15 protein-coding genes are annotated in these 19,607 nt (G+C 68.6%); 7 read left to right on the top strand and 8 right to left on the bottom strand.

The annotated features are described in order from the left end of the window. Positions 1 to 224: 224 nt before the first annotated feature. Together ABIC21_RS14365 and ABIC21_RS14360 are read left to right on the top strand one after the other, a co-directional pair. On the top strand, positions 225 to 1,070 hold the full coding sequence (locus ABIC21_RS14365; RefSeq protein ID WP_354351056.1) for an SDR family NAD(P)-dependent oxidoreductase: 846 nt from the start codon (positions 225 to 227) through the stop codon (positions 1,068 to 1,070). Between the two features lie 99 nt (positions 1,071 to 1,169). Then, entirely contained in the window at positions 1,170 to 1,469 is a 300-nt protein-coding gene (locus ABIC21_RS14360; RefSeq protein ID WP_354351055.1) for an excalibur calcium-binding domain-containing protein, read from the top strand. A gap of 124 nt (positions 1,470 to 1,593) precedes the next feature. Here ABIC21_RS14360 and ABIC21_RS14355 read toward each other — a convergent pair whose 3' ends face one another. The 4 genes from ABIC21_RS14355 to ABIC21_RS14340 form a co-directional block, all read right to left on the bottom strand. After that, the gene (locus ABIC21_RS14355; RefSeq protein WP_354351054.1) at positions 1,594 to 3,402 is read right to left on the bottom strand and encodes a sensor domain-containing protein; all 1,809 of its coding nucleotides are present in this window, start codon (positions 3,400 to 3,402) and stop codon (positions 1,594 to 1,596) included. A gap of 164 nt (positions 3,403 to 3,566) precedes the next feature. Then, on the bottom strand, positions 3,567 to 5,753 hold the full coding sequence (locus ABIC21_RS14350) for a putative bifunctional diguanylate cyclase/phosphodiesterase (RefSeq protein ID WP_354351053.1): 2,187 nt from the start codon (positions 5,751 to 5,753) through the stop codon (positions 3,567 to 3,569). Between the two features lie 49 nt (positions 5,754 to 5,802). After that, complete coding sequence (locus ABIC21_RS14345; RefSeq protein WP_502936007.1) at positions 5,803 to 7,992, bottom strand: sensor domain-containing protein; 2,190 nt, start codon at positions 7,990 to 7,992, stop codon at positions 5,803 to 5,805. 213 nt (positions 7,993 to 8,205) lie between these two features. Further along, positions 8,206 to 9,354: a glycosyltransferase family 4 protein gene (locus ABIC21_RS14340; protein WP_354351051.1), complete on the bottom strand. Its 1,149-nt coding sequence runs from the start codon at positions 9,352 to 9,354 to the stop codon at positions 8,206 to 8,208. A 502-nt stretch (positions 9,355 to 9,856) separates the two neighbouring features. Here ABIC21_RS14340 and ABIC21_RS14335 point away from each other — a divergent pair. Then, positions 9,857 to 11,239: a phenylacetate--CoA ligase family protein gene (locus tag ABIC21_RS14335; protein WP_354351050.1), complete on the top strand. Its 1,383-nt coding sequence runs from the start codon at positions 9,857 to 9,859 to the stop codon at positions 11,237 to 11,239. A gap of 57 nt (positions 11,240 to 11,296) precedes the next feature. On the opposite strand, the gene ABIC21_RS14330 is transcribed toward ABIC21_RS14335, so the two are convergent. Further along, a complete protein-coding gene (locus ABIC21_RS14330) occupies positions 11,297 to 12,232 on the bottom strand; it encodes an HNH endonuclease (protein ID WP_354351049.1) in 936 nt (311 codons plus the stop codon). Between ABIC21_RS14330 and ABIC21_RS14325 the strand changes: the two genes are divergently transcribed. Further along, positions 12,231 to 12,410, top strand: coding sequence for a hypothetical protein (locus tag ABIC21_RS14325; RefSeq protein ID WP_354351048.1), 180 nt, complete (start codon positions 12,231 to 12,233; stop codon positions 12,408 to 12,410). The two genes, ABIC21_RS14330 and ABIC21_RS14325, sit on opposite strands and share 2 nt — an antisense overlap. A 569-nt stretch (positions 12,411 to 12,979) precedes the next feature. On the opposite strand, the gene ABIC21_RS14320 is transcribed toward ABIC21_RS14325, so the two are convergent. After that, complete coding sequence (locus ABIC21_RS14320; protein WP_354351047.1) at positions 12,980 to 13,384, bottom strand: DUF4383 domain-containing protein; 405 nt, start codon at positions 13,382 to 13,384, stop codon at positions 12,980 to 12,982. A 251-nt stretch (positions 13,385 to 13,635) separates the two neighbouring features. Here ABIC21_RS14320 and ABIC21_RS14315 point away from each other — a divergent pair, with 251 nt between their 5' ends. Then, positions 13,636 to 14,955: a cell division protein PerM gene (locus ABIC21_RS14315; protein ID WP_354351046.1), complete on the top strand. Its 1,320-nt coding sequence runs from the start codon at positions 13,636 to 13,638 to the stop codon at positions 14,953 to 14,955. 16 nt (positions 14,956 to 14,971) lie between these two features. Here ABIC21_RS14315 and ABIC21_RS14310 read toward each other — a convergent pair whose 3' ends face one another. Then, entirely contained in the window at positions 14,972 to 15,412 is a 441-nt protein-coding gene (locus ABIC21_RS14310; protein WP_354351045.1) for a hypothetical protein, read from the bottom strand. Between the two features lie 39 nt (positions 15,413 to 15,451). Here ABIC21_RS14310 and purN point away from each other — a divergent pair, with 39 nt between their 5' ends. Beyond that, positions 15,452 to 16,024 carry a phosphoribosylglycinamide formyltransferase gene (gene purN, locus ABIC21_RS14305; RefSeq protein WP_354351044.1) on the top strand — a complete coding sequence of 191 codons (573 nt, stop codon included), beginning with the start codon at positions 15,452 to 15,454 and terminating at the stop codon, positions 16,022 to 16,024. 119 nt (positions 16,025 to 16,143) lie between these two features. Here the strand turns inward: purN and ABIC21_RS14300 are convergent, their stop codons facing one another. Beyond that, positions 16,144 to 17,496: an MFS transporter gene (locus ABIC21_RS14300; RefSeq protein WP_354351043.1), complete on the bottom strand. Its 1,353-nt coding sequence runs from the start codon at positions 17,494 to 17,496 to the stop codon at positions 16,144 to 16,146. Positions 17,497 to 17,657: 161 nt separating this feature from the next. Here ABIC21_RS14300 and purH point away from each other — a divergent pair, with 161 nt between their 5' ends. Then, positions 17,658 to 19,355 carry a bifunctional phosphoribosylaminoimidazolecarboxamide formyltransferase/IMP cyclohydrolase gene (gene purH / locus ABIC21_RS14295; protein WP_354351042.1) on the top strand — a complete coding sequence of 566 codons (1,698 nt, stop codon included), beginning with the start codon at positions 17,658 to 17,660 and terminating at the stop codon, positions 19,353 to 19,355. Positions 19,356 to 19,607: the final 252 nt, after the last annotated feature.

The raw sequence follows: 19,607 nt of genomic DNA, 5'->3' as shown, positions 1-19,607 counted from the left end.
CTAAGACCCACAGCGCCGATGGTACTGCACCCGGGAGGGTGTGGGAGAGTAGGTCACCGCCGGAACATCATTACACGGTCGAGAGCCCCAACCACACGGTTGGGGCTCTCCCGCATTTAACCCGAAACCAACATAAGGAACGTTTGGTGGCTCCGGCGTCGTTATGGTTCGGTAGGCTCGATTCCGTCCAGCCCGATTACCGCTCCCGCTCAAAGGACTCTCTCATGACCGCACGGACCATTGTCATCACCGGAGCCAGCGACGGCATCGGCGCCTCCGCCGCGCGGACGTTGAGCCAACGGGGGGACCGGGTGGTCGTCGTCGGGCGCTCTGCAGAGAAGACCGGGCGGATCGCGCGGGAAATCGGCGCGGACCACTTCACCGCCGACTTCGCGGATCTCGCACAGGTGCGCCAACTCGCCGTGCAGCTGAAGGACAAATACCCGCGGATCGACGTCCTGGCCAACAATGCCGGCGGCATCATGGGCAGCCGTGAGCTGACCGTCGACGGTCACGAGAAGACTTTCCAGATCAACCATCTGGCCCCCTTCCTGCTCACCACCGAGCTGATGGACGTGCTGACCGCCAGCAGCGCCACCGTCATCAACACTTCCAGCGCAGCCAACAGCTTTGGCAAGCTGGACCTGGACGACCTCGACTCGGCGCGGGCCTACTCCACCAATCGGGCCTACGGCACCGGCAAACTCGCGAACATCCTTTTCACCACGGAGCTCAACCACCGCTTTGGCGCCCTTGGGATCCGCACTGCGGCCTTCCACCCCGGCGTCGTCGCCACCAACTTTGCGGCGGAGTCCACGAGCCCGATGCGGCACGCATACAAGACCTTCCTCAGCCGGTTCCTGCTGAGCCCGGAACAGGGCGCGGACACGCTGGTGTGGCTCGCCACCGCCGTACCTGGACAGGACTGGATCTCCGGCGCCTACTACGCCAAACGGACCCTCGCGAAGGCCAACAAGCAGGCCTACGACGCCGATCTGGCACGGGAACTGTGGGACCGCAGCGAGGCCATGGTGGCACGGGACCTCGACAAGCTTGACTCCCCCTCGTAACAACGGTTCGCGCCGCTGAACTGGGCAAACTCTGGGATAGCATTCCCCTAGCCGGGCCGACCAATGGCCAGGCTTTCTTATGAGGGGAATTCCACTTACATGCGCGTGAAGAAGAGTTTAGTTGCGTCCGTGGCCGCGGCCGCCGTTCTGTTGACAGTTTCGGCCGTGCCGGCACATGCCGCTCCGTCGCCGAAGTCGTACAAGAATTGCACCGAGCTCAATAAGGTCTATCCGCACGGAGTCGGCAAGACCGGCGCGCGGGATAAGACATCCGGCACGCCGGTCACAACTTTCCGTGTGAACAGCAAGGTGTACAGCTACAACGACGGAGCGCAGCGACGCCTCGGGGAATACGACCTGGACCGCGACGACGACGGCATTGCCTGCGAAAAGCGCTGAGTCGGTCTCGGGGACCCCACCTTCGGGGGGTGTCCCCGAAACCGATCCCGGTGGAACCTTCCACGGCTCCACCGCCTGGTGTGGGATCCCGCGACTCGACCGCGGGACGCCGTAACCGCTTGGTTCAGCGGGCGGCGTCCACCCTGCCGACCGCCGCCAGGGCGCTCTCCGTCGCCCCGGCCAGCCCGCCGGCCGGGGCAGGCTTGGCGAACAGGTAGCCCTGCAGGGAGTCGCAGCCTCGGTCCATCAGGTACCTGGCCTGCGCCGGCGTCTCGACGCCCTCGGCCGTGACCATCAGGCCCAGGCCGTGCGCGGCGTCGATCGTGGTGCCCAAGAACGGCAGCCGCTCCTGGCCGGTCCTGATCATCGCCACCAGGGAGCGGTCGATCTTGACCTGGTCCAGCGGCAGTCCCGCGAGACCGTCCGGGGACCCGTGGCCCGTGCCGAAGTCGTCCATCGCGATCCGCGCGCCGGACTCCCGCAACTGGCGCAGCTGCCGCTGCACGGCCGAGTCCGACTCGAAGAACGCACTCTCGGTCAGTTCCAGCACGAGCTGGCGGGGGTTCACCCCGGCGGACGCCACCACAGCCAGCACCTCCGTGGCGAAATCCCGGTTCTGGAACTGCAGGGCGGACACGTTCACCGAAACGCTGCACGCGGCGTCGGCGGCCAGCCACGGCCGCATCTCAGCGCACGCCCGGCGCATGACCTCGTCGCCGATCTCGCGGATCAGGCCGCTCTGCTCGGCCGCGGGCATGAACTGGTTGGGCGGGACCAGCCGGCCGTTCCGTTGCCAGCGCGCAAACGCCTCGAACTGCACCACCGCAGCGCGCCCCGGGGACACCACGGGCTGGTAGTGGACCGAGATCTGGCCCAGCTCCACCGCCTGCCGGAGTCCGGCCTGGCCGCCGGCCGTGGTGGACAGATCGGCCCCGGCCACGTTGTCCAGCATTTCCGGCCGGAACCGCAGCCAAGCGGCGTTGACTCCGTTCCGGCCGCCGGCCCTCGCCGCCGTCATGGCCGCGTCGGCCCGCCGCAGCAGCCCTGCGCCGTCGAGCGCCGGTGAGGTCCGGGAGGCCAGGCCAATGCTCACCCCAGGCCGGACCAGCGAGCCGCCGACCCGCAACGGCTCGTGCAGAGACTCGGCGATCCGCGTGGCCACCGCGTCCGCGTTGAGGCATTCGGTCAGCAGCACCACAAACTCGTCGCCGCCGAGCCGGGCGACGGTGTCATGCGGGCGGACGCAGTTGCGCAGCCGGCTCGCGACCTCCACCAGCAGTTCGTCCGCGGAGGACCGTCCCAGCAGGGCGCTGAGGTTCTTGAAGTCATCCAGGTTCAGCAACAGCACGTCCACCGGGTCCGGGCGGCGCAGCGCGGCGGCGAGGCGGTCGTTGAACAGGGTGCCGTTGGGCAGCGACGTCAGCGGATCGCGCAGCACCCCGGCCCGGACCTGGTCGTCGTGGCCGGCGAAGGCGGCGGGAGCGGCCGTGGACGCCGCCAGCGTCCGACGGCGGCCCGTGGCCCCGTCCGCTGTGGTACCGCCGTCGTCCGGGTTCCCGCGCGGCTCCGTCCGGTGCCCGGCGCCGCGGACCGAGAGCGCGACGGACGGTGACGGCGAGCCGGCCACGGCGGGCAGCAGCGAGCACGTGATCTCCACCGGGACTTCGGTGCCGTCGGCCCGGCGGCCGGAACCGGCGTAGGGCTGGCCGGCGCCCGGTGCCGGGCTGGCCAGCCCGGCGAGAAGAGCATGGAAGCCTGCGCGGCAGGGCACGGCCAGGAGCAGGCTGGAGTCCGTGCCCAGCAGCTGTGACCGGGTATAGCCGAAGAACTGCTCCGCGGCGGCGTTCAGGTAGGAAACGGACCCGTCGGGATTGAGCAACAGCAGCGGATCAGGGCCGTGCTCCAGCAGGAGTTGTGCGAGTCCAGCTTCCATGTGTTTGCCTGCCCCCAAACCGATAAATACGGATAGCAGCCGCCGTTTCGCAGAGCCAGGGGGCTGCTTTCCCTGAAGCATATGCGCAGTTGCCGGTTCCGGGGCGATGCGCGTCATGCCACGCCCAAGAAGTTGCCGGGCCGGGGCAGTCCTGGCGCCCGCGGCTATTCCGGGCGGGTTGAAGTGTTCAGCGCGGCGACGGCCGCGGCCGTGTTGCGGACGCCCAGTTCCCGGCGGTGCTCCGGCTCCGGGCGGGAGAAAAGGAAGCCCTGGAGCGCGTCGCAGCCCTGCGCCATCAGGTAGCGGGCCTGTTCCGGGGTTTCGATGCCCTCGGCCGTGACCTTCAAGCCCAGGCTGCGGGCCATGTGGATCATCGAGGTCAGGATCGGCAGCTTCTCCGCCCCGGTGCGCAGCATGGAGACGAAGGACTTGTCGATTTTGACGATGTCCACGGGGAGCGCCTGCAAACGGCCCAGCGAGGAGTACCCGGTGCCGAAGTCGTCCAGGGCCACCCGGATGCCGGCCCCGCGCAGGTACTCGAGCTGGGCGATGACGTGGGAGCGGGGATCAAAGAACACACTCTCCGTCACCTCCAGCACCAGCTGGCGCGGGTCAACGTTGCCCCACGCAGCGATGTCCAGGACGCGTTCGGCGAAATCCCGGTGCAGCAGCTGCACCCCGGACACGTTCACCGCCAGGCTCCGGGACGGGTCCTCCGCCAGCCAGGGCTGCAGCTCGGCGCAGCTGCGCCGGAGGACTTCGGCCCCGATGTCCCGGATCAGGCCGCTGCGTTCCGCGGTCCTGATGAACTCGTCCGGGGGCATCAGCTTCCCCTCGAACTGCCAGCGGGCCAGCGCCTCGAACTGCACCACCTCCAGCAGCTCGGTGGACACCACGGGCTGGTAGTGCACAATGATCTGGCCCAGTTCCACGGCCCGCCTCAAACCGGCCGTCAGCTGCGTCCGTGCCAGCAGCTCGGTGAGCATCGACGGCTGGAAATGGAGATAGCAGTTCTTGCCGGCTTCCTTGGCGGCATACATGGCCAGGTCCGCCTGCCGCAACAGCTCCGAGGACGTCATGGCCCCGGCGCCGCGTGAGGAAACCCCCAGACTGAGCGCCGGCCGCATGAGGGTTCCCTCGATGGAGAACGGGGCGTTGAGGGTGGCCACGATCCGTTGGGCCACGGCGTCGGAATCGTTGCAGCCGATCAGCAGGACCACAAACTCGTCCCCGCCGAGGCGGGCCACGGTGCCGTGCGGACCGACGCACTTCTGCAGCCGGGCCGCGATCTTCACCAGCATTTCATCCCCGGCGTGGTGGCCCAGGATGTCATTGACTTCCTTGAAGTCATCCAGGTCCAGGAGCAGCACATGCACCGGATCCTGGGTCAGCAGCGCGGCCGCGACGCGTTCGGCAAAGAGTGTTCGGTTGGCCAGTCCCGTCAGCGGGTCCTGGAACGCGAGTTCCTTGAGTTTGTCCGCCTGCTCGGCGAGTTCCGCCAGGGCGCGGCGTGCCTGGTCCTGGGCGCGCTGCGTCGAGGTGATGTCGCGGAAGTTCCAGATCCGGCCGACGATCACGCCGGCGACTTTCTGCGGCCGCGAATCGAACTCCACGGTGCGGCCGTCCTTGAACTCCAGCACATTGTGGCTCTGCCTGGCCCTGTCGGCGTACAGTTCCGTGACTTTCTGCAGGAAGTAGTCCGGATCCCGCAGTTGCCGGGAGATGAAAGTGACCAGCGCCGTCGGGTCCTCCTTCGCGAGCAGCTCCGGCGGCATGCCCCATAGTTTGAGGTACTGCTCGTTGATGCCGGTGATGAGCCCGTCGTTGGAGATGACTACAATCCCGTCGGCGGTGGATTCCAGCGTGGCGTCGAGCAGCGAGACCGCCAGGCGACGGCCGGAATCGGTGTCCTCCCGGTGGCTGCCGTCCCGGACGGCAACGGCCATGGCCGGGCCGTCGTCGAGCGTCACCAGCGAGCATGTGACTTCGAGGGACAGCTCGCGGCCGTCCCGACGCCGGCCTGCCGCCGCGAACGGCCGGCTGCCGGACAGGCTGCCGCGGCCCAGCCGGCTGAAGACCCGCAGGAAGCCGCCACGCTCGTCGTCGGAGAGCAGGACGGTGTGCTGTGCTCCGAGCAACTGCTCGCGGGCATAGCCAAAGAGTCGCTCGGCGGCCGCATTCACGAACGCGATGGTTCCGTCCGCGGTCAGCAACAACACAGCATCGGGACCCTGCTCCAGCAGGCTTCCTTCAATCCCAGTTCCCACGGTAATACCGGCTCCCGAAGCGACGTTTGATGTGTTGATGACGGTTCCGGCGGCGGCGCCGCGGACAATGCGTTCCTGAATCATAGGGTCCGCTGCCCGCTTGTCCAGCACGCGGGCTACGGAACGCTCCGGGTCACCGCGGACCGGACACCCGTTCCCCCTGGAGGGCGGTGAACGCGTCGTTGGACCTGGCAATGGCGGACCGCAGCCCGGGCCCGGCGGTGGGGCGGGAGAACAGGAAGCCCTGCAGCGAATCGCAGTCCAGTTTCATCAGGTAGTCGGCCTGCGCCGGCGTCTCGACGCCTTCCGCCGTGACGCTCAGGCCCAGGCCGTGCGCCATGGCGATCATGCAGCTGAGGATCGGCAGTTTCTCGTCCCCGGTGCGGATCATGGAGGTGAAGGACTGGTCGATTTTCAGGGTATCCACGGGGAGCCCCTGAAGCCGTCCCAGCGAGGAGAAGCCGGTGCCGAAGTCATCCAGCGCCACCCGCACGCCGGCGTTCCGGAGGGCGGTGAGCTGCTGGATCACGTGGCAGTCGTCGACGAAGAAGACACTTTCGGTGACCTCCACGACCAGCTGCCGCGGCTCCACTCCGGTGTTCCTGGCGACGGCGAGGAGCAGCTCGGCGAAGTCCCCGTGCTGCAGCTGGACGCCGGAGACGTTGACGGCGAGGGCGCGCGCGGAGTCCGCCGCCAGCCAGGGTCCCAGCTCGGCGCAGCCCTTCAGCAGCACCTCCGTGCCGATTTCGACGATCAGTCCGCTGCGCTCCGCCGCAGGGATGAACTGCGCCGGGGGGACGATGCTGCCGTCGCGCTCCCAGCGGGCCAGCGCCTCGACCTTCACCACGACGCCGCGCCGGGTCGAAACAATGGGCTGGTAGTGCACGGCGATTTCGCCGGCATCCACGGCCAGCCGCAGGCCTGCCTCCAACTCGGTGCGTTCCACGAGGGACTTCATCATCTCCGCGTGGAACCGCAGGTACCGGTTCTTCCCGGCGGCTTTCGCCGCGTACATCGCGATGTCGGCCCGTCGCAGCAGCTCGGAGGCGTCCACGGCGCCCTCGTTGATCGACGCCAGGCCCAGGCTGAGGCTTGGGCGCAGCATGGTCCCGTCGATCCGGAGGGGCACCCGCAGGGACGCGACGATCCGCTCGGCCACCGCGCCGGGGTCCAGCGAACCGACCAGCAGCACCACGAATTCGTCACCACCCAGGCGTGCTACAACGTCGTTGGGACGGACACACTCGCGCAGGCGCCGGCCGACCTCGATCAGCAGCTGGTCCCCGGCGTGGTGGCCCAGGATGTCGTTGACCTCCTTGAAGTCGTCCAGGTCCAGGAGCAGGACGTCGACGGCGGTGCCGCACGGCCCGCGCAGGGCCGCTTCGAGGTGGTCGTTGAAGAGCTGCCGGTTGGACAGGCCGGTCAGCGGGTCCTGGAACGCGAGGGCCTTGAGCTGGGCGGCCTGCTCGGCAAGATCGGCCATGGCCCGGGTGATCAGGTCCTGCGCAACCCGGGCCGGGGTGACGTCGCGGAAACTCCACACGCGGCCCACGACCCGGTCCGCGACCTTTTGCGGGCGGGAATAGCGTTCAAAGGTGCGGCCGTCACGGAAGTCCAGGACGTCGTGGCTTTCGGCGTCCGGATCGGCGTAGAGCGCGGTGATCTTTTCGACGAACTGCGCGGGGTCCACCAGCTGGTCCAGGACGAAGCCCATCACGGCCTCGTCGTCCTGGGTGGCCAGCAACTCCCGCGGGACGCCCCACATGGAGACGAACTGGTTGTTGACGCCGGCGATCCGGCCGTCGCCGCCGACGACGAGGATGCCGTCGGCCGTGGATTCCAGCGTGGCGCTGAGCAGGGAAAGGGCTTCGCGCAGTCCCGCGTCCGCGGCGAGCCGGTGCGAGGTGTCGCGGACGGCGACGGCCATGCTCATGGGGGCGCCGGCAGTGTCCGGGATCATCAGCGAGCAGGCCGCCTCGCCCTGGAACTCGGTGCCGTCGCGCCGCACCCCGTAGGCCTCGATCGGCGGGAAGCCGGGGGTGGCGGAGGTGGGGCCGGACTCGATGACGGACTCGGCGTCGGGCTCCGAGACGGCGCCCGTGCGGAGGGCGAAGAAGAGCCGGTGGAGGCCGCCGCGGAAGCCTTCGGCGAGGAGCATGCGGTGGTCCTGGCCCACGAGCTCCTCGCGGGTGTAGCCGAACATTCGCTCGGTGGCGGCGTTGACCAGGCGGATGGTGCCGTCCTCCGAGATCACCAGAAGGGCATCGGGGCTGGATTCCAGCACCGATTCGATGCCGGGCGGCGGGTGCGAGGAAGCCGTCACTGTGCCACCGCCGAACGAATGTGAGCCCACCAGTAATTCATTTAGAGTCCCTCCCCTCAGGAAATCTTAGGGGCCTCACGGCTGGGCGGTGACCACGTGCGCCCGGCGTTTCAACGGCAGGGTTTCCGCGCCCGGCCTGTCGGCGGGCTGTGCCGAGAGTGTCCCGTCGGCGCTGATGAGGGTTCCGGGGGACCCGGCCGATCCCGGCAACCCCTACAGGGCGACAGCCGGAGTGCTGGTCCTGGGAACGCTGACGGCGAGGACAGCCTGGTAGTGCCGGACCAGCTCGGCACCCAGAGCGGACCACGTCCGTCCCTGGACCGAAGCGTGGGCCGCTGCTGCAAACGCGCGGCGCTTGGCGTCGTCGCCCATCAGGTCCACCACGTGCGAACGCAGTGCGGCCAGGTTGCCCGGCTCATACAGCCAGCCGGTGCGGGAGTTCTCGACGAGGTCCAGCGGGCCGCCGCGGCCCGTGGCCACCACCGGCACGCCGGAGGCCATCGCCTCCTGAATGGTCTGGCAGAAGGTTTCAAACTCGCCGGGGTGCACGAAGAGATCGAAGGACGCCACCGCACGGGCCAGGTCCTCGCCGCCGAGGAACCCGGTGAAGACCGCGTCCGGCAGGGCGTCCTCGAGGGCCTGCCGCTGGGGGCCGTCGCCCACAATCACCAGCCGGGTGCCGGGCACATCGGCCAGCACGGCGAGGTCCTGCACCTGCTTTTCGACCGCGAGCCGGCCCACGTAGCCGATGAGGCGCTCGCCGGCCGGGGCCAAAGCCGCCCGCCAGCCGTCGTCGCGCTTTCCCGGGGAGAACCGTTCCGTGTCCACTCCGCGCCGCCACATCTCGACCCGCGGGATGCCGCGGCCGCGGAGCTGGTTAAGCGCGAAGCTGGAGGGGGCGAGGGTCCGGGAGGCCAGCAGGTGGATGTTCTCCACCCGGTTCCACGCCCAGTTTTCCAGGAAGGGGACCCCGTACCGCCCGGCGTAGCCCGGGACTTCGGTCTGGTAGATGGCCACGGTGGGGATCCCCAACTGGTGGGCGGCCTGGGCCGCGCGCCAGCCGAGCACGAACGGTGACGCCAGGTGGACCACGTCCGGCGCATACTCGGCAAGGATTCGCTTGACCCGAGAGACACCGCCCATCGCCACCCGCACGTTCGCGTAGCCGGCCAGCGGAACCGACGGCAGCCGGTGGACATGCGCCCCGAAGACCTCGTCGGTGGCCTCCGTGTCCTGCGTGGACGGCGCGATCACTAGCACCTCGTCCCCGCGCTCCTGCAGATGCTCCAGGACCCGCAGGATCGAGTGGGTGACCCCATTCATCAGCGGCAGGAATGACTCAGCAACAATTGCGATCCTCACCCCTCCACCCTGCGCGGGCCGGCTTGCGGTGCGGGGTTGTGTGTGTGGCGGGGGAGGGAAGAGTGGGTTAACGGGCGTGGTGCGGGGTGGGGTGCGGGCGCGGGGTCCATGGTCCATTGGGCATGTCCTCCGCAATGGTCGCTCGGCCACCCCGCCCGCTGGACATGCCCTCCGTGCGCGCCCAGGGCCGGACATAGTGCCCATATGCCCGCTCGTGGTGGCGAAGAATGAGCATGTCCACTTGTGAAATGCTCCGCTCATTGCTGCTAGCCCGCCCCGCCCATGGGCATGCCCTCCGCTCGGGCCGGCGCCTGGACATAGTGCCCATATGCCCTGTCGTGGTGGCGAACAATGAGCATGTCCACCCCCGCCTGGTGGCCATCTGGGCCCATTGCTGGGCCGGTTTCCACCGGGCCGCGGGGACGAAAGCCCCTGTTGAGGCGTCTGCGGCGGTGGAAGAGTGGGCGTGGGGCCGCGGGAGGTTCCGGGAAGGTGTCTCGCGATGCGCGGCGTATCCGAAACGATGATGGGGATCGCCTGGGATACCTGGCGGGCCGAGTCGGAGGGCCCGACGGGGATCGCCCGCCGGCAGCAGACGCGGCTCGCGGAGCTCGTGGAGTTTGCCCGGTCAGCTTCGCCGTATTACCGCCGCCTGTACCGGGACGTGCCGGATGTCATCTCGGATCCGCGCCAGCTTCCCCGGGTGGGCAAACGGGAGCTGATGGAGAACTTTGACGACTGGGTGACGGACCCGCACCTCACCCTGGCGAAACTAAGATCCGAACTGCTGTCCGACCTCTCCCGGCTCGGGAGCTACTACCGCGGGAAGTACCTGGTGGTGACCACATCCGGGACCACCGGGGAGCCGGCCGTCCTGGTTCACGACCGGTTCTCGTGGGTCGTGGTCAACCTGGTGGTGCGGGTCCGCGAGCGCCGGACCCTGGTCCGGGCTGTGGACGTTAGGGCGTTCCTACGGCGCGGGCTGCGGGCTGCGGCCCTCGTCGCGGGAGGAGCCCACTTCGCTGGCGTGGTGCTGACGGAATCAGCACGGCGGCGAGCCCCCATCATCGCCCGGCGGGTCCGGGTCTTCTCCGTGCTCAGGCCCCTCGCCGACCTGGTGCAGGAGCTCAACGATTTTCAGCCCACCCTGCTGTACGGCTACCCGAGCGCCATGCTGCAACTGGCCGCGGAGCAGCAGGCCGGGCGGCTGCGGATCCGTCCCGTCGTGGCCATCAGCTCCGGCGAGAACCTGTCCGCCGTCGGACGCGCGACCATCGCAGCGGCGCTTGGCTGCAGGGTGACCGAACGCTATCTTTCCTCGGAAGTCCCTGCCCTGACCAGCCAGTGCCGGAACGGGGCGTTCCACGTCAATACCGACTGGTACATCCTTGAGCCGGTGGACGCGGACTACCGGCCCGTCCCCGCGGGCGTCACCTCGCACACGGTGCTCGTCACCAACCTGGCCAACCGCGTGCAGCCCATCATCCGCTACGACCTCGGCGACCGTGTCACGGTGGCAGCGTCGCCGTGCCTGTGTGGGAGTCCTTTTCCTGCAGTGACGATCGAGGGGCGTGCCGGGGATCTGGTGTCCTTCGGGGCACCAGACGGCCGAACGGTCACAGTGGTTCCGCTGGCCCTGGGCTCGGTGATCGAGGGAACCGCCGGAGTTCGCCGGTTCCAGGCGATCCGCACCGGCCCGCAGACCTTGCGCCTGCGGCTGGAGGTCAGTGCGGGCGCCGACCGGGCGCGGGTGCAAAAGACAGTCGAGGAGCGGCTGGGCAGCTTCTTCGCCGCCCAGGGGGCCGGACCAGTCACCATCGACCATGCGGAAGAGCCGCCCCGGACCGACCGCGGCGGCAAGTTCCGGCAGGTCTGGTCCGCCTGAGGGCTATGCTGCCGGGACGACCTGGCGGGCAAGGCGGGCGGCGGTGCCGCGGCGGACCTACTGCGGTCCCAGGAGCTCGCGGGCCTGCCGCTGGGCCTCGAGCTGTTCGTCGGTGACCGTGGATCCGCGGAGGAACCCGGCGTCGCCGATGATCCGCCGCAGCTCGGCGACGGTCCGCGGCGTCCCCACCCCGACATGCGCCATCGCGTGGCAGTTGTTGCAGAGCGGCACGAGGTCCGTGATGGGATCGAGTTCGTAGCCGCTGCCGAGCTGGGAGACCGGGACGAGGTGGTGGACCGGGACGAAGTCCAGCCCGATCTCGCCGTATTTCTGCTCGAATGAGAACCCGCAGGCCGCGCAGCTGCTGCCGTGGTGCGCAATGCAGGCCCGCCGCGCGTCGGGGTCCTGTTCATACCTGTTCACCACGACCCGGGTGACCGCGTCCTGCGGGTAGGTGCCGGGACCGGGCCGGGTGGGGTCGGGGCCCGGCGGAGGCCCGACATCCCGCCACAGGGCCCTGATGACCGCTTCCTCGGCCGGCTCAACGCTCAGCTCGGCGCCATCATCACTGTCCCACGGGACCGCGGGCAGTGCCTCAGTGAGAACGTCGACGGCGATCTGCTCGCCGGGCGGCAGGAGGGCGTCGAAGGCCACCTGCACAGACACCGGGGGCTCGGCCGGCGCGGCGTCGTGTGTGGCGAGCGGGTGCGGGCCGGTTTCGGGCTGGACCGAGACCACGACGCCATGGCCGATGAGTCCCCGGCCATGGTCACCCTGCAGGAGAAGCCAGGCGTCGGTACCCGCGGCGATGCTCCTGCGGCGGCCCACGCTCCAGCGCTCAAGGTGCACCCCGGTCTCGGCCACACGGTCGACGGCGGCGGCGTAGTTCCAGTCATTCCAGCGGTCCGGGTTCCAGCCCAGGATGATGGCGGTCATCTGGCCATTCTCGCAGGAGCGGACCGCAGTAAAATTGATCTTAGAGGTGTTGGTCATGACCGGGTCCATTGTGGTTCTGCTGATTATCCTGGCTGCGGTTGCCGTGGTCGCCATCGTTGGCACGGTGGTGCTGGTGGTTCGCGACGGCCGCGGGCTCATTCCGGTGGATAAGTCCGAACGGCCCTGGACCGCGGGGAACCTGCCGAGCCTGCCGTACTCCCTGGTCCGCTTCTAGCCCGCCGCTCTCATGTGAACGATTGGACGCGAATGGCCGCTTAGCGATGGTGCTTAGCGGCCATTCGTGACAGATGGATGGGGCGTGGCGCAGCGCCACCGGTCAGCGGACCGCCACCGGCTCGGCCCTCACCACAGGATGGTCGCGGCCTAACGGAAGACACATCGGTAGAGCGGCAGGGAGGGCTTCGACTCCTCCCTGCCGGGCAGTGATCTGACGCAAATGGCCGCTATTCGGCGCTTCATAGCGGCCATTCGCGGCGAATGGGTGAACCCGCCGAGGCTCATAGCGGCCATTCGTGGCGAATTGGCGGTTGCTTGGGGGCCCGGCGCCGCGCGAGACCCACGCGAGGCGTTCATCCGCACGCCGCGCATGCCCCGCACGCCCGCAAACCCCCGACGCAACACCAAGCCCCAAGCCTGCACCGCCACCAAGCCACCAGCCCCCGCACAAATAAAGCTGGTGCAGTCGCTGCGTTTCCGCGAGGCGACTGCACCAGCAGGTAGTACGAATTTTCGGATTGCTATGAAACGTTACTCATTCGCGGCTCCCTTTGTCCCGGTTGTTGCTTACCGGGTTTTTGCGTCGTCGGACAGGTGCCTCGACAGCAGCCAGCCGGCGAGTACCATTGCTACGCCCAGGATCATAAAACCCCACGCACCCATGACATTCAGCGACAGGAAATTGGCCACCGACCCCACACCGACAATGAGCGAATAGACGCTCAGGACGATGTACAGCAGGCCAAAGCCCATGAGGAAGTTCCGGGCGCCCATAGGGTTGTTCCGGGACATCACTACGCCGAGGGCGCCGATGAGGGCCTGGATGATGTTTAGCAGCATCGATACCTGGAACAGGCCCAGGAACAGGGCCGTGGAATTCGGTCCAACGATCGCCAATGAGTCGTACTGCGTGGTGATTCCGGGGATGAACCCCAGGATGCCCACGACTATGAGAGCGATACCTACACCCATGCCGACGTTCTGGACATCCGTCCGTCCGAAATGAACGCCATGTGCATGTGGAGATGCGGTAGTCATTTTCTGCCTCCAACCAATGATTGCGGACATTACAATTTTACGGCCGGGTAGGGAAAAAAGCGCCGAAAAGCGCACCTGCTGAACTGAGGGCGCACTACCTGGAACGGGGCAGAATCCGTGCCAAATCGGCCGGTTGAGCCTGTCGGAACGGGCGGAAACCCGCGTACGTGGCACCATGGAACACGATGAAACTGCGCGCTGATCAGACCGGGGAACGTGGACTTCCGATGCCGTTGTGGCTGCAGGGAGCCCTCGAGTCCGCGCAGGCAGCCATAATCTCCGCCCTGGTGGTGGCCGCGCCGATTCTCGCCGTGTGGGCCACCGCCGGGTTCCTGAACGCCGGCCCCGACGCCCTGGCCCGCCTCGCCGGCCAGGCCTGGCTGCTGATTCACGGCGTCCCGCTGCTGCTGGACACCGCGGGCGTGGGCACCGCAGCCGCCCATCCGCAGTCCGGCGTCCTGTCGCTCACCCCGCTGGGGCTGACACTGATCCCGTTCCTGCTGGCCTGGCGCGCCGGCCGGCGGCTGGCCCGGGCCTCGTACACGGACCAGCTCTGGCAAGCGCTGCTGGGTTCCTGGCTGATGTACTCCGCATTCGGTCTGACCACCGGCTTTGTCTGCCGCACGGACGACGTCGGCGTCGGCCTCTGGTCCGCCGCCCTCATCCCGCTGATCCCGTTCGGTCTTGGCATGGTGATCGGCGCCCGCCGCGAGGCAGGCTCCTGGAGCCGCCTGATCGGCGTCGACGCCGTCGCTTGGCTCTCCCGCACCAGCCAGCACTCGCGCTGGGCCGGCTCCTACCTGGGGTCCGCAATCAAAGCCGGCTTCGTGGCGCTGATGGCCAGCCTGGCGATGTCCTGCGCGCTACTCGCCGCCACCTTCTTCATCCACTGGAACCTAGTGATCGCGGTCTACGAAGCGCTCGACGGCGGGGCGATGGGTGGTGCCGTACTCACCATCGCGCAACTCGGCTTCCTGCCCAACCTGGCGGTGTTCGCGCTCGCCTGGATCTCCGGGGCCGGCTTCGCTCTGGGCGTCGGCTCCCAGGCCGGGGCGCTGGGCACCGCCGTCGGGCCGCTGCCGTCGATCCCCGTGTTTGCGGCGCTGCCGGCCGGGCCGCTGGACTTCGCGTTGGCCGTGCTCGTGGTGCCGGTCCTCGCCGGAACCCTGGCTGGCTGGTGGTTCCTGCGCGAAGGCGAAAACCACTTCGACGAATGGCTTTCGATAAAGATCCATGCTCGCTGGTTCACCGCCACGGTCTCCACCCTGGCGCTCGGCGCGATGGTCGGCAGCGTCGTCGGGCTGCTGGCAGCGGGACTTGCCTGGCTGGCCCGGGGCTCCGCCGGGATCGGACGGCTCACGGAGATCGGACCCGACCCGCTCCGGACGGCACTGTTCCTGGCCGCGGAGGTGGCAGTCGGCGTCGTGATCGGTTACGCCGCAGGACCGTGGCTGGAACGCCAGCAGAAGCTGCGCGAAGCGGACCTGGAGACGGCGTCCCTGTGACGCGGCCCCGGGCCTTCTAGCGGAACCGCGGGAGGGACTGTTCCAGCTGGGTCTGGCACATCGAGGCGGCCTGCTGGGTGAGCGCCTGGCGGCTGCACTGCTGGTAGTCGCGGACCTGGTTGAAGAACAGCGCCGAGGTCAGGAGCAGCAGCACCTGCACGGCCAGGACCACCATCCCCGAGATCGTCCCGAACAGCACGAGCTTGGATTCCTTGAACCTGGCGTACCGGACCAGCACCATGACGCCCAGCACGATGCCGGCCGCCGTCAGAAGTGCGCTCAGCCAGAGGTAGTTGAGGTCCAGCTGGTAGACGAAGAACGATCCCAGCACCGCCACAATGAAGCTGCGGAACAGATTATGGGTTTTGGCCTGCGAGGCCTTGGCCGCGTCGCTGAGCGGGTGCTGGCCTTGCGGCTGGCCGCCTGTGCTGCCGGCGGAGTCGTTCGGGGGATTCATGTTTTCCAGCCTACGCGAGCGGCCCCATAAGCTAGGACAATGCGCATCGTAGTCCTCGTCTCCGGCACCGGCTCCAACCTCCAGGCCGTCATCGACGCCGTGAAGGAGGGCCGGCTCGACGTCGAGATCGCCGCCGTCGGCGCGGACCGGCCCGGCACGTACGGGGTGGAGCGCTCGGCCGCCGCCGGAATCCCGACCTTCGTGGTGGACTTCAAGGCCTACCCGGACCGGGCCGCGTGGAACGCCGCGCTCACCGATGCGGTGGCCGCGTACTCGCCCGACGTCGTTGTGTCGTCAGGGTTCATGCGGATCGTCAGCGCGGACTTCATCGACGCGTTCGGCGGCAAATACCTCAACACCCACCCGGCCCTGCTGCCCTCGTTCCCCGGCGCGCACGGGGTCCGCGACGCGCTGGCCTACGGCGTGAAGGTCACCGGCTGCACCGTGCACTGGGCCGACGCCGGCGTGGACACCGGCCCGATCATCGCGCAGGAAGCCGTGGCGGTCGCGGACGGCGAGACCGAGGAGTCCCTGCACGAACGGATCAAGGTAGTGGAGCGCAGGCTCCTGGTTTCCACGCTGGCGTCCCTCGCCGCCGCGAAGACCCCCTGAACCCCCGCTGACCCCCACCTGCCTGACCCCCACCACCCCACGTTGCCCTATCACTTTTGGTGCTTCTCAGGGGCTCAGAAGCACCAAAAGTGATAGGGCATCCGGGGGAACGGGCGGGCTTAAGAGAGGTGGCGCTGCTTGGTCTCGGGGGCGAAGAACGCCATCCACAGCACACTCAGCAGCACCAGCACCCCGGCGATGGCGAACGAGGTCGCGAGGCCCAGTTCCGGCCAGAGGAACGCCGCGAAGACCAGCGGGCCGAAGCCGGCGCCGAGCCGGGAGAACGTCGAGGCCCAGCCGAAGCCCGAGCCGCGCAGTTCCGTCGGATACAGCTCCGAGACATACGCGTAGAGCACCGGGATGGCCACCTGCACCACAAAGCCGAACACCAGCAGCCAGAACACGGCCGCCGTCGGGATGTCCACCACGATCGCCACGATCACCAGGGTCAGCGCGGACAGCGGGCCGGTGATCGCCAGGATCCATTTCCGGCCCACTCGTTCCACCAGCAGCGCGGCCACCACCACGCCCAGGAGCCCGACGGCGGCCATGGAGGCGGTGGTGAGGAAGGCCTTGTACTCCTCGAAGCCGGCGCCGATCAGGATCCGCGGCATCCACGTCAGCGACAGGTAGTACACCAGCAGGATGCTGAAGAACAGTGACCAGGCCGCCGTCGTGATCTTCCAGTCGTACTGCCAGAGCAGGCGCAGCTGCGTCCAGGCGCTGCCAGCGGAGAGCCGCGGCGCGTCCTGCGCCTCGGGGAGGCTGTAGACGCGGGGCTCGGCCCCGGTCGCCGCGACGAGCTCATCGATCACCTTGGCGGCCTCGTCCCGCCGGCCCTTGCGGATCAGGAACAGCGGGGATTCGGGCACGCTGCGGCGGACCCAGAACACCAGCAGCGCCGGCAGCACCATCACCAGCATGGTCAGCCGCCAGTCCCCGTACAGGGCCACGAGGCCGGCGGACACGAACCCGCACAGCGCGGCGCCGATCGGCCACCAGCCGTCCATCGCGGTGAGGACCTTGCCGCGCTGCTTGCGGGGCGTGAACTCGCCCACCAGCGCGTAGTCCACCGGGATGCAGCCGCCCAGACCGAAGCCGGCCATAAACCGGAACGCCACGAACCAGAGGAAGTCGGGGGAGAAGGCGCCCAGCACGGTGAAGAGCGAGAAGATCAGCAAGGTCGCGGTGAAGGCCTTTTTGCGCCCGATGGTGTCCGCGATGGTGCCCCAGATGAAGGCGCCCAGAGCCATGCCGATTAGGTTCGAGGCGCCGATCCAGGCGGCCTCGCCCGGGCTGAGGGACCAGTGCTTGGACAGCAGCGGAATCAGGATGCCGTTGAGCGTGACGTCCCAGGCGTCGAACATAAAGCCCAGGCCGCCGATCAGGAAAATCCGGCCCTGCACCTTCCAGCGCCAGGGCAGTTCCTGGACCACCTGCTCGCCGCTGGGCACAGTCGTGTACGTATTCATCTCAGCCTCCGGGGAAAATTCTACGTGGCCGCGCGGGGGTGCCGTGCGCTTCATACTCCGGCGCGCGGGCATCCCGGCGGGACGGCAGAGCGCGCCGACGCGATAAACTGGCCGCATCCCCACCACCCGCGGCCCCGCCGCGATATAAGACGGAGACTTTTGTGAGCTTCACGCAGCTTGACCGTGTATCCATCGACCGTGTTCCCATCCGCCGGGCCCTGATTTCGGTCTACGACAAGACCGGTCTGGAGGAGCTCGCGCGGGGCCTGCACGACGCCGGCGTCAAGATCGTCTCCACCGGCTCCACCGCCAAGAAAATCGCCGCCGCCGGCATCCCTGTGCAGGAAGTCGAGGAAGTCACCGGCTCCCCGGAAATGCTGGACGGCCGGGTCAAGACCCTCCACCCGCGCGTCCACGGCGGCATCCTCGCCGACCGCCGCGTCCCGGCCCACATGGACACGCTCGTGTCGATGGACATCGAGCCGTTCGACCTCGTCGTCGTGAACCTCTATCCGTTCGTGGAGACGGTGAAGTCGGGCGCCGCGCAGGACGACGTTGTTGAGCAGATCGACATCGGCGGCCCCGCGATGGTGCGCTCCGCCGCGAAGAACCACGCCGCCGTCGCCATTGTGGTGGACCCGTCCTCGTACCACGACGTCGTTGCTGCCGCCGCCTCGGGCGGGTTTGACCTGAAGACCCGACGCCGGCTGGCCGCCAAGGCGTTCGCGCACACCGCCACCTACGACACGGCGGTGGCCAGCTGGACCGCGAGCCAGTTCCTGGACGAGGACGGCGACGGCGTCATCGACTGGCCGGCCTACGCCGGATTGGCGCTCGAGCGCTCCGAGGTGCTGCGCTACGGCGAAAACCCGCACCAGCAGGCCGCCCTCTACGTGGACAAGGCCGCCCCGGCGGGCATCGCGCAGGCCGACCAGCTGCACGGCAAGGCCATGAGCTACAACAACTTCGTCGACGCCGACGCCGCCCTGCGCGCCGCATTCGACTTTGCCGAGCCCGCCGTCGCGATCATCAAGCACGCCAACCCCTGCGGCGTGGCCGTGGGGTCCGCCTCCGCGGCGGATTCCATCGCGGACGCGCACGCCAAGGCGCACGCCTGCGACCCGGTGTCCGCGTTCGGCGGTGTGATCGCGGCGAACCGTACGGTCACCGCCGGCATGGCCCGGACGGTCGCGGGCATTTTCACGGAGGTCGTCATCGCCCCGGGCTTCGAGGACGAGGCCGTGGAGATCCTGTCCAAGAAGAAGAACATCCGCCTCCTCGCCCTGCCCGAGGGCTACGGCCGCTACCCCTCCGAAATCCGCCAGGTCTCCGGCGGTGTGCTGGTGCAGATGTCGGACCGGGTCGACGCCGAGGGCGACAACCCCGCCAACTGGACGCTCGCCGCCGGTGAGGCCGCCGACGCCGGCACCCTGGCCGACCTCGCCTTCGCCTGGACCGCCTGCCGCGCGGCCAAGTCCAACGCCATCCTGCTGGCCAACCACGGCGCCGCGGTGGGCATCGGCATGGGCCAGGTCAACCGGCTCGACTCCTGCAAGCTCGCCGTCGAGCGGGCCAACTCGCTGGGCGTAGCTGTGGACTCCGACGGTGCTGTTGGGGGCGATGCCCCCGGCGGTGCCTCCAACGCCGACGCCGCCGGAGCCCCGGAGCGGGCCCGCGGCGCCGTGGCGGCGTCGGACGCGTTCTTCCCGTTCGCCGACGGACTGCAGATCCTGATCGACGCCGGCGTCCGCGCCGTCGTCCAGCCCGGCGGCTCGGTCCGTGACGAGGAAGTCATCGCCGCAGCCAACGCCGCGGGCATCACGATGTACTTCACCGGCGCCCGGCACTTCTTCCACTAAGGGCTAGGCAAACCCGGACGCGCGGGGATCCGCGCGCACCCGGCCTCCGTGCCCGGCCTCTCCACGAATGGACATGCCCTCCCTTTCCCGGAGGGCATGTCCATTTTTCGTGGCTGCGGGTGGGCACATGGGGATTATGTCCAGACTCTGCGTTTAGCGGGGGACATGTCCCGTGGGGTGGGGAGGACCATGGTCGCGGACGGAGTGGTGGCGCGCGCGGGACATGCTCATTTTTGGAGCCAAGGACTGGGC

The organism is Pseudarthrobacter sp. PvP090, assembly GCF_040547365.1.
Taxonomy (GTDB): Bacteria; Actinomycetota; Actinomycetes; order Actinomycetales; family Micrococcaceae; genus Arthrobacter.
This window is presented reverse-complemented; position numbering and strand designations above follow the sequence as displayed.

What these genes read in the sequence shown, in the direction of transcription:
- ABIC21_RS14325 (WP_354351048.1), top strand. Translation starts at nt 12,231, where the DNA reads ATGACCGGGTCCATTGTGGTTCTGCTGATTATCCTGGCTGCGGTTGCC.
- purN (WP_354351044.1), top strand. Translation starts at nt 15,452, where the DNA reads ATGCGCATCGTAGTCCTCGTCTCCGGCACCGGCTCCAACCTCCAGGCC.
- ABIC21_RS14360 (WP_354351055.1), top strand. Translation starts at nt 1,170, where the DNA reads ATGCGCGTGAAGAAGAGTTTAGTTGCGTCCGTGGCCGCGGCCGCCGTT.
- ABIC21_RS14335 (WP_354351050.1), top strand. Translation starts at nt 9,857, where the DNA reads ATGCGCGGCGTATCCGAAACGATGATGGGGATCGCCTGGGATACCTGG.
- ABIC21_RS14300 (WP_354351043.1), bottom strand. Translation starts at nt 17,496, where the DNA reads ATGAATACGTACACGACTGTGCCCAGCGGCGAGCAGGTGGTCCAGGAA.
- ABIC21_RS14315 (WP_354351046.1), top strand. Translation starts at nt 13,636, where the DNA reads ATGAAACTGCGCGCTGATCAGACCGGGGAACGTGGACTTCCGATGCCG.
- ABIC21_RS14365 (WP_354351056.1), top strand. Translation starts at nt 225, where the DNA reads ATGACCGCACGGACCATTGTCATCACCGGAGCCAGCGACGGCATCGGC.
- ABIC21_RS14320 (WP_354351047.1), bottom strand. Translation starts at nt 13,384, where the DNA reads ATGGGTGTAGGTATCGCTCTCATAGTCGTGGGCATCCTGGGGTTCATC.
- ABIC21_RS14350 (WP_354351053.1), bottom strand. Translation starts at nt 5,753, where the DNA reads ATGATTCAGGAACGCATTGTCCGCGGCGCCGCCGCCGGAACCGTCATC.
- ABIC21_RS14330 (WP_354351049.1), bottom strand. Translation starts at nt 12,232, where the DNA reads ATGACCAACACCTCTAAGATCAATTTTACTGCGGTCCGCTCCTGCGAG.
- ABIC21_RS14355 (WP_354351054.1), bottom strand. Translation starts at nt 3,402, where the DNA reads ATGGAAGCTGGACTCGCACAACTCCTGCTGGAGCACGGCCCTGATCCG.
- ABIC21_RS14310 (WP_354351045.1), bottom strand. Translation starts at nt 15,412, where the DNA reads ATGAATCCCCCGAACGACTCCGCCGGCAGCACAGGCGGCCAGCCGCAA.